11 protein-coding genes are annotated in these 13,949 nt (G+C 52.4%); 9 read left to right on the top strand and 2 right to left on the bottom strand.

The window, feature by feature from the left end; all coding sequences use genetic code 11:
* Nucleotides 1–271: 271 nt before the first annotated feature.
* The 8 genes from KB559_RS20805 to KB559_RS20840 all read left to right on the top strand — a co-directional run bounded on the left by KB559_RS20805 (nt 272) and on the right by KB559_RS20840 (nt 9,292).
* Nucleotides 272–724, top strand: coding sequence for a chemotaxis protein CheX (locus KB559_RS20805; protein WP_211024688.1), 453 nt, complete (start codon nt 272–274; stop codon nt 722–724).
* Between the two features lie 11 nt (nt 725–735).
* Nucleotides 736–1,098 (top strand): response regulator, encoded by a 363-nt coding sequence (locus KB559_RS20810; protein WP_211024690.1) that lies wholly within the window; start codon nt 736–738, stop codon nt 1,096–1,098.
* 163 nt (nt 1,099–1,261) lie between these two features.
* Nucleotides 1,262–2,839: a methyl-accepting chemotaxis protein gene (locus KB559_RS20815; RefSeq protein WP_247681994.1), complete on the top strand. Its 1,578-nt coding sequence runs from the start codon at nt 1,262–1,264 to the stop codon at nt 2,837–2,839.
* Between the two features lie 43 nt (nt 2,840–2,882).
* The gene (locus KB559_RS20820; protein WP_211024694.1) at nt 2,883–4,841 is read left to right on the top strand and encodes a methyl-accepting chemotaxis protein; all 1,959 of its coding nucleotides are present in this window, start codon (nt 2,883–2,885) and stop codon (nt 4,839–4,841) included.
* 23 nt (nt 4,842–4,864) lie between these two features.
* Nucleotides 4,865–5,293, top strand: a complete 429-nt coding sequence (locus tag KB559_RS20825; protein ID WP_211024696.1) for a chemotaxis protein CheW — start codon at nt 4,865–4,867, stop codon at nt 5,291–5,293.
* A 14-nt stretch (nt 5,294–5,307) separates the two neighbouring features.
* A complete protein-coding gene (locus KB559_RS20830; protein WP_211024698.1) occupies nt 5,308–7,377 on the top strand; it encodes a chemotaxis protein CheA in 2,070 nt (689 codons plus the stop codon).
* 22 nt (nt 7,378–7,399) lie between these two features.
* Nucleotides 7,400–8,194: a CheR family methyltransferase gene (locus tag KB559_RS20835; protein WP_211024700.1), complete on the top strand. Its 795-nt coding sequence runs from the start codon at nt 7,400–7,402 to the stop codon at nt 8,192–8,194.
* A gap of 33 nt (nt 8,195–8,227) precedes the next feature.
* Nucleotides 8,228–9,292, top strand: coding sequence for a protein-glutamate methylesterase/protein-glutamine glutaminase (locus KB559_RS20840; protein ID WP_211024702.1), 1,065 nt, complete (start codon nt 8,228–8,230; stop codon nt 9,290–9,292).
* A gap of 35 nt (nt 9,293–9,327) precedes the next feature.
* On the opposite strand, the gene KB559_RS20845 is transcribed toward KB559_RS20840, so the two are convergent.
* Nucleotides 9,328–10,005 (bottom strand): DNA-3-methyladenine glycosylase, encoded by a 678-nt coding sequence (locus KB559_RS20845; protein WP_211024704.1) that lies wholly within the window; start codon nt 10,003–10,005, stop codon nt 9,328–9,330.
* A 441-nt stretch (nt 10,006–10,446) separates the two neighbouring features.
* Nucleotides 10,447–12,504, bottom strand: a complete 2,058-nt coding sequence (locus tag KB559_RS20850) for a transglycosylase domain-containing protein (protein WP_211024706.1) — start codon at nt 12,502–12,504, stop codon at nt 10,447–10,449.
* 400 nt (nt 12,505–12,904) lie between these two features.
* On the opposite strand from KB559_RS20850, the gene KB559_RS20855 reads away from it, so the two are divergent.
* Nucleotides 12,905–13,945, top strand: coding sequence for an NAD(P)/FAD-dependent oxidoreductase (locus tag KB559_RS20855; protein ID WP_211024708.1), 1,041 nt, complete (start codon nt 12,905–12,907; stop codon nt 13,943–13,945).
* Nucleotides 13,946–13,949: the final 4 nt, after the last annotated feature.

Genomic DNA, 13,949 nt, shown 5'->3' on the forward strand with positions numbered 1-13,949 from the left:
AACTTATACATCTAGGTAAATCGTCCTGGTTTTGTGCGATACAGATTTCAGGGACAAAATCAATAGAAAGAAGGCCGCCTTATCGTCATTCTTGACGCCAACAGGTGGTCTTTTTTTTGTTTTTCGACAGAAATTAACAACATTCTACAAAATTCCGCAATTTTTTTGCGGGCTCACGCAAGACTTTTTCGGTTACGATTGCCTCACGCGCGTGTATCATGAGGGTACCATAAAAATAGGACATTCATCACAGAAGAAAGGGTTGTGCTTAGTGCAAAAGTATGAAGGAGCAACGGACTTGCTGAACAGCGCCATTGAATCGATAAAGCATATATTTAGCTGTCCCACGCGGGTTGATGCGCCTAATTTGTTCGATCAAACTTTGATACAAAGCGATGTCGGCGTATTGATAGGGATCGTAGGAGATATGGAGGGACGCCTGGTTATAGAAGGAGAAAGCCGAATCTTCACCAAGCTTAGCGAGAATATGTGCGGCATGCCTCTGGAGGGAGAGATGCTTCACAGCTTCGTCGGTGAAATGGCGAATATGATCGCCGGAAATACATCGACGCTTCTGTCAAACCGGGGCAAACACATTGACATCACCCCTCCGACGGTGATGGTGGGGCAGCTTCAATTATACGGATTTAAACGCGGGATTCGGGTGACCGTTCATTTGGAAGCCGTAGGCCCGGTCAACACGATCCTACTGTTGCAAGGTTAAGGAGGAAGGTCATGCATAAAATTTTGGTTGTTGATGACGCAGCTTTTATGCGCTTGATGCTAAAAAACATTTTGAGTAAACAAGGATATGAGATCGTGGGTGAAGCCGAAAACGGGCTGGAGGCGGTGGAAAAATACAAAACATTATCGCCAGACCTCGTGACGATGGACATCACTATGCCGGTTATGGAGGGGGTAGAGGCTGTAAGACTGATTAAGCAGCTCGACCCTAATGCAAAGATAATCATGTGCTCGGCGATGGGGCAGCAATCGATGGTAGTGCAGTCTCTACAAGCCGGTGCCAGAGATTTTATAGTCAAACCGTTTCAAGAGGAACGAGTTCTGGAATCCATAAGAAAGACATTAGGAGCTTAAGATCGAAAATGAGGGCGGTTAAACAAGTGAAGTTCATTAAATTTCATCATGAGGATAGCTTATCGGGAGAAGAACTGGAACTGATTTTGGAGCATCTTGAGGCAGAGCTGGAACAAATTAAAGACAGGGATAGCGAGGGGTAATCATGAGCTGGTTTCGCAATATGAAAATTTCAGTAAAACTATATTTTGGATTTCTGCTTATGGCCATTTTTCTGGTGTTCATAGGCTACTTTGGACTAAGCAGTATAGATAAATTGAACGACAGTATGTCCGACATGTATGACAACAATTTGGTTCCGGTTCGGGATATGTCCGATGCTCTGGGATTATATCAAAGAATCCGAGTGAATATCCGCGACATGCAATCCTTGGCCGACAGCAAGGAAGACCGAGACGAGTATAATCAGAAAATTGACAGCTTCATTAATGAAGTCGAAACAAATATCGATCAGTACCAAAGCACGAAGTTGACCAGCGCGGAAGAAGACCTCTTGGAGTCCTTTGGTCCGGATTGGGAGATTTTCAAACAAGATTTGAACAAGGCTAGAAACCTGATCTATGAAGGCAAGACAGAGGAATTTCATGCACTGCTGAAGGGTGATATGGATAAGCATGGCGATACGGTCATGGATCTCCTTCAAGAATTGGTTACCTTGAACGTAAAGCTGGCGGACGAACGTAGCGCCCAGGGAAATCAGGTATATCTCGATTCGCGGAATACCACTTTCATAGTGCTTGTAATATCGGTATTGCTCAGTATAGTCTTCGCTGTGTTTTTATCCCGCAGTATCGCTAATCCGCTGCATAGAGTCGTTAATTTGGTTGGTAAAGTAGCGAAAGGCGATCTGACGGAAACGGCGGAGATTACTTCTAAGGACGAGATTGGTCAGCTTGCATCCTCGACGAATGAGATGATTTTGAGCCTGCGGGGCATCGTCGGCGGTGTAGTTACCACCGCAGAGGGGGTCTCGGCTGCAGCCCAGCAAATTTCGGCCAGTACGGAAGAGATTGCGGGAGGAAGCTCCGGTCAGGCTCATGCGGCGCAAACGATTAACGAATTATTCCAGGAATTGACGGCCGCAACGCACGCGGTTGCCCGGATTGCCGAACAGGCATCGGATATTTCCGAGGATACGATGGACATTGCCGAGCAAGGCGGAAAAGTCGTTCGCTCGTCCGTGGAAGGCATGAACCTGGTCAATGTGCATGTGACGAAACTGGAAGAGGATTCAAACCGGATCGGCGAAATTATCGAAGTGATTGACGATATTGCGGAGCAGACGAACCTGCTTGCCCTGAATGCGGCGATTGAGGCTGCGCGGGCGGGGGATCAAGGTAGAGGGTTTGCTGTTGTAGCCGATGAAGTTCGGAAGCTGGCGGAACGTAGCGGCGAGGCTACGAAACAGATCACCGATATTATTAAGGGCATGCAGGAAAATACGCGTCAAAGCGTGAAGGCTACCCGCGACGGGGTTGCACTTTCCAAGCAGACGGGCGAAGCCTTTGAGAACATTATCAACAAGGTCGGCGAGTCTGCAAGCAAAGTAACCGAAATTGCAGCGGCCAGCCAGCAACAGGCAGCCCAGTCGGCTGAGGTGATGTCGGCGGTGGAGAATATATCGGCGGTAACCGAGGAGTCGGCGGCAAGCTGCGAAGAAACGGCTTCGGCCGCTCAGTCCCTTGCCGGACTGGCGGAAGAATTGAATCATTCTATTTCAGTGTTTAAAGTGAATTCATAACTAGGTGGGGGCAAATGTGAAGTTAAAAAAAACCGGGTTTTCTATGAAGTTACGGACGCGTATGCTGGTCACGATTCTCGGGTCGATCGTTATTCTCCTCGGAAGCATGCTGACCGTCATTGGAATAACTACCAAAAATGAAGCCATGGATACGGCTATCTCGCTTTCGCAAATCTCAGGCGAAAAAATCGGAGCCAACGTTCAGCTGGAATTTGACAAAGCCATCGGGGTGGCCCGCAGTTTGGCCGAAACCACGGAGAGTTTGAAGCAGAGCGGTACGACGAATCGGAACACGGTCAATACCATCCTTAAAAATGTGATAGATAATAATCCTTCCTATATAGGGGTATGGGCGATCTGGGAACCTAATGCCTTTGATGGCAAAGACGGATTATACCGGAACGCTCCGGGCTCCAACGAGGATGGAAGATGGCTTCCTTATTGGAAGCGCACGGATCATGGATTAGAGCTAAGCACGCTTACAGCGGATGATATTGAAGGCGAAGACGGATTTTATGCAACTGTTAAGAGCCAGGGCAAGGAAACGATTCTGGATCCGTACAATTACCAAATTAACGGGAAGGATGTCATGATGACGTCGATGGTTGTCCCGATCAGGGAGAACGGTTCAGTAGTTGGGGTGATCGGTATGGATATCGAACTGGAGTATCTCCAGAAGATGATGGATCAGTTCAAGCTCTACACTACCGGTTTCGCTCATATTTACTCGAACCAAGGAACGATTGTCACCAATCCGGACAGAAGCGTAATTGGCAAGAAAATGGACGAGGCATTTCAAACTGCCAATTCCGAGGATATTATGAAATCCATTTCCCAAGGGAGCACTTATACGGGGAATTGGGAGGGGAACTACCTCCTTTATACCCCGATCTCAATCGGCAATACGGAAACCCCGTGGTCGGTAGCTACGGTAGTGCCGATGAAGGAAGTTACGGCTGATTCGGACAAGCTGCTAACATCCATTATTGCCGCGGGTGTCGTCACCCTGCTTATTTTAGGGGTCATCATCGTGTTGCTGACCGGAAGTATCGTAAAACCGCTTAAACAAGCCGTAGAGGTCGGAGAGCACATGGCTCGCGGGGATTTCACCAAGGAGTTGCCGGAACCGATCTTGCGCAGACATGACGAAATTGGCGTGTTGGGCCGGGGATTCCATGAAATTTCGCAAAGCATGAGAACTATGCTTGGAAAAGTCAGCTTGAATGCTTCCCAGGTTGCTGCGGCTTCTCAGCAAATTTCCGCAGGCTCCGAAGAACTGGCTTCGGGCAGCGGAGATCAGGCTTATGCCGTACAAACGATTAATGAATTGTTCAAGGAGCTGTCCAGCGCGATCAACTCGGTGGCTGCCAGCGCGTCGTCGGCTTCGGAATTGGCGAATAAAACCGCTAACGTCGCCGATGAAGGAGGGGCGGTTGTTGGACGCTCCGTAGAAGAAATGAGTACGGTAAGTCGTCAGGTTCTCCGCTTGGAGCAAGATTCCACGCGTATAGGTGAGATCATCGAGGTTATAGACGACATCGCGGAGCAGACGAACCTGTTGGCTTTGAATGCGGCTATTGAAGCGGCGAGAGCCGGGGATCAGGGCCGGGGATTTGCCGTCGTGGCGGATGAGGTGCGGAAATTGGCGGAGCGAAGCGGAGAAGCCACGAAACAGATTACAAGCATTATTAAGGGCATGCAGAATAATACAACGGAAACGGTTAAAGCCGTGGAAGCGGGCGTGCTCTCTACCGAGAAATCCGGAGAGGCTTTCGGCAATATCTCAACGATGGTAAGCGAGTCGGCTAGCCGGGTCATGGAGATTGCCGCAGCGAGCGAGGAGCAGGCTGCTCAAGCCAGCGATGTGGTGGCCGCGATTGAAAGCATCTCGGCTGCGACGCAAGAAACGGCGGCGAGCAGTGAGGAAACGGCATCGACGGCCGGGGCATTGGCCGAGCTTGCCGAAGAGTTAAACCGCATGGTTGCGGCATTCAAAATTTAATCATGCGGGAGGCGGGAGTGGACATGCAGGCAAGCAGCCAGGAACAGTATATTGAGTTTGGAATTGAACAAGAGCAGTACGCCATTCGCATTCAGGATATACATGAAATCATCAAAATTCAGGAGATCACGGCCATTCCTAACGTAACGGAATACGTCAAAGGCGTTATCAATTTGCGCGGCCGGATTGTTCCTGTAATCAGCCTGCGGTGTCTGTTCGGCAGTGAAGAGGCGGAGTACACCAAGAGCAGCCGGATCGTCGTCATTCATCACCAGGAAGAGGCGGTCGGCATCATCGTGGACCGGGTGAATAAGGTGACGACATTTACGGATATTCAGCCTCCTCCCGAGCGGGTTGGGGGCGTACAGGGAAGCTTTTTTACGGGAATCGGGCTTGCGGAGAGCGGGTTGGTCGGCATCTTGAGACTGGACGAAGTTCTTTTGCATGAATAAGGAGGCTTACCGGCGTGCTGTCTGAATATAGAGAAGTATTTCTGGAGGAGCTGGAAGAACAGCTTCAACTGATGGATGAGGAGATTCTGAAGCTGGAACGGGAGGAGGACTCCTCCCGAATCGTGCAGGCCCTGTTTCGCGCAGCCCATACGTTGAAAGGTTCCTCGGCGGCCATGGGCTTTGATATCATGAAGCAATTGACGCATGAGATGGAGCAACTGCTGGACCTGGTGCGAAGCGGGAAAAGAACGGTAACCGGAGTTTTAATCGATCGATTGTTTCAAGCTCTGGATCACTTGAAGCTATTGAAGCTTGATATCGTGGATGGCGGAGGCGGAACGGGAATCGATATTTCGGCCTGTGTCCGGCAGCTTCAGAGCTTTGCTAACGGAACCGAAGATGCCGAGGCGGCGGAAACGGTAGAACTTCCGGAGACCGAGGAGATCACCGGTTACGCGGAGACCGATGCAGCAAAAGCAAAACCGGTATTGGCACTCAATTACCGGCTTAAGGCAAGCGAATGTCTGGATCAGGGCCGTCAGGTCAATTGGATTTCCGTACGGATTTCAAGCTCCTGTCCGATCAAGGGGGCAAGGGCGTTTGTCATCCAGTCCAGCCTTGCTGAGTTAGGGGAAGTATTGTATACCCAACCTGATTTGGAAGAGCTGGAGGAGCAGGCCGAGGGAGCGACAGAGATCCTTTATCTCCATGCGGGCGACCGGGGGCAGGAGGAACTGGAGGCCTTTACTTTGGCGCTAATGGATGTGGAAGCCGTATTGGTTGAGGCCGTTTCCTCCGAGGAAATCGAGCTTGTCCAGCCTTCAACTGTGCAGACGGCCGTGAAAACGGCAGGTCCGGAGGAGGGTTCGGGCCAGACGTCCGGCAAAGCCAAATCGCAGACGATTCGGGTGAGCGTCGAACGCCTGGAGCATCTGATGAATCTGGTCGGTGAGCTGGTGATTGACCAAACCCGGATTCATCAGGTCGAACGCACCCAGAGAAGACGTTTTACGGATGATTCGGTGGAAGAGCTCGGTCATATTTCCGATCATTTGTCGCGTATTATCGGAGATTTGCAGGAGAGTGTGATGAAAACGCGGATGCTTCCGATCGAACAGCTTTTTAATCGGTTTCCACGGATGATCCGGGACTTGTCACGTGATCTTGGCAAGGAGATCGAATTGGTGATAGAGGGAAAAGACACCGAGTTGGACCGGACGCTGATCGAGGAAATTGCCGATCCGTTGATTCACTTAATCCGAAATGCTGTGGACCATGGGATTGAAGACCCTGGAGTACGAACGGCAAACGGCAAGCCGGCCAAAGGTACATTGACCATCCGGGCGGCTCATGAAGATAACCAGGTCGTCATCTACGTGGAAGACGACGGGGCCGGGATTCATGCGGAGAAGATCCGGGCTTCCGCCATTGCCAAAGGGGTCATTTCTCCCGAGGAGGCTTCCTATTTGTCGGAGATGGAGTCGGTCGATTTGATTTTCAGCCCGGGTTTCTCCACCGCAGCGGTCGTCAGCGAAGTCTCCGGGCGGGGCGTTGGAATGGACATCGTTAAGAGTCATATCGAGAAATTGAACGGCCTGATCGAAATTCATACGACGGTCGGTAAAGGGACAACCTTCAAAATCAAATTGCCGCTGACCCTGGCGATCATAGAAGGATTGCTTGTAAAGCTTGCGGCTCAAACTTTCATTATACCTATGAGCAATATATCGGAAATCGTGAGAGTGACTCGGGAAGACATCGTTACGGTGCGGGGACAATCGGTGATCCTGCTCCGCAACCAGGTGATTCCGGTAGCCTGGATTCATGAATATTTTCAACTGCCGAAGTCATCGGCGGCCAAACAGAATATTTCCCTGGTCATCGTCGGCTCGGCCGAGAAGCGTCTGGCTTTGGTGGTGGACGAACTGATCGGCAACCAGGAAATCGTAATCAAGTCGCTAGGTTCTTACATTGGCAAAGTGACCGGAATTGCCGGCGGAACGATTCTTGGCGACGGAAGCGTGGCCCTGATTATGGAGATCGCGGGTATCATTGCAAAAATGGGCGGTAAAACCGTGTCTTAGTTAAAAGGAGGCGAAATGAGGTATGTTGACCTCTCTGCAGCCTAATCAGGATTTTGCGCGGTTTGTCCAACTAGTGAAGACAAAATCCGGCATTGATTTGGCTTTATATAAAGAACCGCAAATGAAGCGCAGATTGAACAGTTTGCGCGAAAGAAGAGGCTTTGCCAGCTTTGTTGATTTTTATAATGCATTTTCAAGCCAGCCTGACTTATATGCTGAGTTTCTGGACCAGATGACCATCAATGTGTCGGAGTTTTTCCGGAATCCGCAGCGGTGGGATGTGCTGAGGGATAAGGTATTTCCCGAGCTTATGAAACTCAGTCCCAAGCCGAAATGCTGGAGCGCCGCCTGTTCGACGGGAGAAGAGCCGTATTCTATAGCCATGCTGCTGTCCGAATTCCTGGAACTGAGAGATATCCGGCTGCTAGCCACGGATTTGGACCAACACGTGATTGATCGGGCCCAAATCGGGAATTATGCGGCGGCTGCGGTAAAAGATGTACCGAAGGTGCATCTGAGTAACTATTTTACTAAGCAGGGCGAGCGATATCAGATCTCGGACCAAATCAAGCGATGCGTACAGTTCAAGCGGCATAATCTGCTTGCCGACCGTTATGAGACGGGCTTCGATTTGATCGTTTGCCGGAATGTGCTGATCTATTTCACCGATGAAGCCAAGGAAGCGATTTTCACGAAGTTCAGCCAAGCTCTGAGACCCGGCGGCTACTTGTTCATAGGGGGAACGGAACAGATTTTTCAACCTCAGCAGTATGGGCTTGAAGCGACGGAGACCTTTTTTTACAGAAAGAAACAGTAAATTTACAAAACATATAAAAGGAAGATACCGGTCATGGAGAAAATCAAAGTACTGGTCGTTGACGATTCGCTGTTTATGCGCAGAATGATCGTTCGACTGGTGGAAGAGGATGAGAATATCCAGGTCGTCGGTACCGCCCGCAACGGCGTTGAAGGTGTCAAGCTGGTCAAGGAGCTGCGGCCGGACGTAGTGACGATGGATATCGAAATGCCGGAAATGAACGGAATCGAAGCGTTGGGCAAAATCATGGAGGAGCTGCCTACGCGGGTGGTCATGCTCAGTTCCCTGACGAAGGAGGGAGCGGAGGAAACCATCACCGCGCTGCAGAGCGGTGCGGTTGACTTTATAGCGAAGCCGTCGGGATCGGTGGGCACCGGTCTGACCGGAGCCAGGGAAGAGATCATCGGCAAAATCAAGGCGGCGGCCCGCACCCCGCTTTCGGTGCTGATCGCCGCTCGTCGAGGCGGGGCTCCGCAGACCGTATGGGAGCCGAAGCGTGCTGTGCCCGAAGCGGCCAAGGAATTCCGCCAAATTGTGGCGATCGGTACTTCGACGGGAGGGCCGAAGGCTTTGGAGACCGTGCTGACCGGATTGCCGGCTGATTTTCCGTATCCTGTGCTCGTTGTTCAGCACATGCCGCCCAAGTTCACTTTGTCACTGGCGCAACGCTTAAACAACTTGTGTCGGATACGTGTCGTGGAGGCGGAGGATGGCCAACTCGTACAGGGAGGGACTGCGTATATTGCACCCGGCGGATTCCATATGACTTTGACCAAAAAGAGGGATGGGGTTCGGATCGCCTTGCATCAGGAACCTCCTCAAAACGGACACCGTCCTTCGGTCGATGTCATGTTTGATTCCGTTTCCGCTTTGCCGGACTTGAAAAAGCACTATGTGCTGATGACCGGCATGGGCAGCGACGGTGCGAAGGCGATGGCGCAGGCCAAGCGGCAGGGGGCCGAGTCCACGATCGCGGAGGCTCAGGACAGTTGTGTTGTATTCGGCATGCCGCGGGCGGCGATCAGCCTGAACTGCGTCGACCATGTCGTGCCGGTAACGGTCATCGCCGCCAAGATCCGGCAGCTGACCAAGGCTTGATTGGCTGGCTTATGGAGAATAGGGGCATTCCCTGGTTAATAGGGAATGCCCCTTTCTTTGTCGATCACCGAGACATAAGGATTGTCTCGGTAATAAAACCGCCATGGCATGTCGGCGTACTCCGCCGCATAGGCGATGTTGATGCGCGGCGCGGCGATGATGGCGGGCTGCTGGTCGCCCGGCGCCGGGGGAGGAGCGCCCGCTTCCAGCCGCAGCGGGCTGGCGCTGCTGTGCAGCAGCACGCCGTTCAGCGACTTGTCTATCAGGAGGGCCCGGCACAGTTTGCCGGGACCCCCCGACAAGTCGGCTGGCCGGCGCGCGCGGGAGCCGCGGTGGAGGCGCATGAGCGCCTCGTCCTGCTGCGTCAGCGGCTCCACGGCCCGAATCAGGACGGCCTGCGGATCGTCCCGGGGCCCCGTGACCACATTTAGGCAGTGGTACATGCCGTAAATCAAATAAATATAGGCGGCTCCGCCCTCGGCAAACATGATCTCCGTCCGGCCCGTCCTCCGGCCGCCGTAGGCATGGCTTCCCTTATCCTCGATGCCGCCATAGCTCTCCGTCTCGACGATCCGGCAGCGGATTTCACCTTCCTCGGTCTCATGGACGAGCGTTTGCCCCAACAACAGGGGAGCCGTCTCCAACGCCGAGCGGGCATAGAAGGACAGCGGGAGCAGTTCCCCCGCGCTGAAGTTATTAGAAATGGATTGCATGAACTTAGACCTCCTCGGATTTTTGCCATTCCGGTTCCGGAGTATTGGCTAAAGAGACTCCAGAATTGGCGTTCAACCCTCGTCAGTTTTACCCTAATAATATATAAACCGCTTTTGGGAACGCAAGGCAAAAGAGGCCCTGACAGCTCGCCGCGCAATTCCGTCTACTAACGAACCGTACAGCGCTTATTGACGAAGAAATGGCCGCAAAATAGATCTAACGAACTCCAGCGGCGCTATTAGGTGAATTTAGCAAAAGAATTCTGCTAAATCCGCGAATTAAGGCTACTGGGGTTCGTTAGAATCTCAAACCGCTGTAATTTTGACAAATAAGGTTCGCTGAGTTCGTTAGAAACTGCACCGCACGCGATCCCGGCGTGCGGTGCTCGGTCATTCATACGGTCACGGTCAACCCCGTTTCATGATAAGCCCCTTACTTTATCACTCCATCCACCAACGCTTCAGATCGCTCCACCAGGAATGGCTCTCCGGCTTCTCTTCTACCGGCAGCGGCTCGGCCGGCTGTTCGCCGTGTGCCGTACAGAACTCGGTCGGTTCCGTGCCCTGCACGAACACCTCCAGCTTCTTGTCCGGACAATCGGCCGTGGCCAGCTTGCCGGTGGCGGAGTCGATGTACACGCTCACCACGCCGCTTGGCATCGGAAAAATTTTCGGCGGCACCTTTTCCAGCGCTTTCTCCATAAAATTGGCGAAGATCGGTGCCGCTTTACGCGACTCGGCCGTGCCAAGCGTCTTGCCCTTGTCGTAACCGACCCAAACGGCCGTCGACAGCTCCGGCGTAAACCCGACCAGCCACGCATCCGTGCTGGTCGTCCCGGTCTTACCGGCCACCGGCCGTTTGATCTCGGCCGATACCCGGTTGCCGGTGCCGCCGATTTCGAACACGCTCTCCATGAGCTGTGTCAGCACATAGGCGGCGGCCGGCTCGATCACTTGCTCCTGCTCCTTCGCTTGCGGAGCTTTATAGAGCGTATGCCCTTCTTCGTCCGTAATTTTTAGCACGGCGACGGGCGTGACCTTTTTCCCTTGATTGCTGATCACGGAAAAAACGGTAGCCATTTCGAAAGGGCTGACCGGAGAAGTGCCCAGAGCCAAAGAAGGGACGGCCTCCATGGGGCTCGTGATTCCCATTTTTTTGCCCAGCTCGATGACCTGGTCTGCTCCCACCGTCAGAATCGTGTTTACCGCATAAATATTGTCCGACGCCGCAATCGCCTTGCGCATATCGATTTCGCCAAGGTATTTGTCCCCATAGTTTTTGGGACTGTAGGTTTTGCGGTTATCGTCATAGTGGAACAGCGTAGGCTGGCTGTTGAATGTGCTGACGGGCGTCATTTTTTTTGAAGCCAGGGCTGTAAGATACATGATCGGCTTGAAGCTGGAGCCAGGCTGCCGGGTTGTCGCGAATACGTGGTTATACTGGCTCGTTCCGTAATTCACTCCGCCCACAAGAGCTTTGACATACCCGTTCCTTGGATCAATGGAGACGAGAGCCGCCTCCAGATCCGGACTGTTTTGTAGCTCCGAGGCAACAGCCGCCTCCGCCGCCCGCTGGGCATCCATATCCAGCGTCGTGTAGATGCGAAGTCCGCCATGCTCCAGCAGACTCTCTTCAAAACCCAGATCATGCACCACAATATTCCGGATATAGTCCCGGAAATAAGGAGCCGCGTCGGTACGGGTCCGCTGTTGCGGAGAGTTGAAGGACAGCAAACGATTATAAGCTTCATCGGCCTGCTTCTGAGTAATCGACCCCGTCTGGACCATGGCCGACAGGACGATTTTTTGACGGTCCTTGGCGTTCTTCATATGGTTGTAGGGAGAATAATAGGTGGGACCTTTCGGAATGCCGGCCAGGATGGCACTCTCAGCTAAGCCCAGCTCCTTTGCCGGTTTGCCGAAATACATTTGCGAGGCTGCCTCAATACCGTACGCTCCCCGTCCGTAGTAAATTTCATTAAGATACATATTCAAAATTTCATCTTTGCTATATTTCATTTCCAACTGTGTCGTGAGTTTGGCCTCTTTAAGCTTGCGCGACCACGTGCGTTCGTGCGAAAGATAGAGATTCCGCGCCAACTGTTGACTCAGGGTGCTGGCCCCTTGTACCTTATCCATCTCCTTCAAATTGACGAACATCGCTCTTAACATTCCTTTGATATCGAAGCCGAAGTGATCGTAAAATTTCCGGTCCTCCACCGCCAAAGTCGCTTTGATCAGCCAAGGGGATATTTCATTTAACCCCACAGGCTGCCGGTTGCGCTCGCTGCTGGAAAATACAGTAACGGCCTGCCCTTTAAGATCAATAAGCTGCGAATTTTTAGCCGAATCCGCCGGAGGAAGACCAGATTGCGATAAATACAACAGGGTAAAACCAAAAAGCGCCGCACCAAACAGGCTTGTGTACAACGTATATTTCAACAGCCTCAGAAGACGGCTGCGCCGCGGTTTGCGCTGGCTGCGGACAAGTTTATGCATAAGGGTCCTCCTCGTTTGAATCCCGGCTTGGATGAATAAAGGAAAATGCCGGATATGTCGTAAAAACTCGCAGCATGCTTAACGCTGGATAATTCTAGTATGGGACAGATTATTAAGGTTATTCATGAAGGGTAGTAGGACGATAGGGCGATATTTAGTTGACGATGATAATCATTATCAATTAGAATGTTAATTAATTACTATATGGCGTTTTTTAGGAGGGGTAGGTCCCCGAGCAGGGAATCGCCGAGGAAGGGACTCATTATGAGCTTATGGAAGCCGGAGGAGCCAACAGCCGCCTGCACCGTGCCCAATTCGGCATGGCCGAGCTGGTCTCATGATGACAGGCGAAGCAGCGATGGACGTAACTAGGAGCAAATTTGCACTGGAGGAATATAAGATGTCGAGACCTTTGGATCTATATGACGTGACTATCATTGGGGGAGGACCCGCGGGAATGTATTCCGCTTTTTACAGCGGGATGCGGGACCTCAAGACGAAGCTGATCGATGCGAACCCGGAGCTGGGCGGACGCATGCTGATCTATCCCGAGAAAATGATCTGGGACGTAGGCGGCGTAACGCCGACACTTTGCGGGACGCTGATCAAGCAATTGGTACAGCAAGCAAAAACCTTCGATCCGACGATCGTGCTGGGCGAGCAGGTGAGCCGGCTTCAGAAGCAGGAGGACGGCACGTTTATCCTGACTACGGAATCGGGCCAGCGGCATTGGACGCGCACGGTGATCATGGCGATCGGATACGGGATCCGGAAAATGGCCAAGCTCGAAATTGAAGGAGCCGACCGATATGAAGTGACGAATCTTCATTATACGGTGCAGGAACTGGAGGTATTCCGCGGGAAGAAGGTGCTCATTTCCGGCGGAGGAGATTCAGCGGTGGATTGGGCCAACGAGCTGGAGAGCATCGCGGCCCGGGTCACGATCGTTCACCGCCGCGAGGAGTTCGGCGGACATGAACGGAACGTAGCCCGGATGCGGGCTTCTTCCGTGGATGTGCTGACTTCTTGCCTCGTCGATAAACTGCACAGCCAGGACGGCGAAACGATCGGGCAAGTCACGATCTCTCACGTCGACGGAAACTTCGAGGAAACGATCGATGTGGATGCCGTTATCGTCAATCACGGAATGCGCAGCGACTTTGGCCCGATTCGGGAATGGGGGCTGAACATGGGCGAGTGGACGGCGGAGGTCTCGGGGACAATGGCGACCAACATTCCGGGAGTGTTTGCGGCCGGCGATTTCGTCGACTATGAGACCAAGGTCCGGCTGATCGCCGGGTCCTTTACGGATGCAGCCTTAGCCGTGAACAGCGCCAAGCTGTACATGGAGCCGGATGCCGATAAGGTAGCCTACGTTTCCTCCCACAACAGCCGATTTAAAGAGAAGAATCGCGCTTTGGGCGTGGTGGAGGATGCATAATTGG

Origin of the sequence: Paenibacillus sp. Marseille-P2973 (assembly GCF_018101095.1) — a bacterium.
Lineage (GTDB): Bacteria > Bacillota > Bacilli > Paenibacillales > Paenibacillaceae > Fontibacillus > Fontibacillus vini.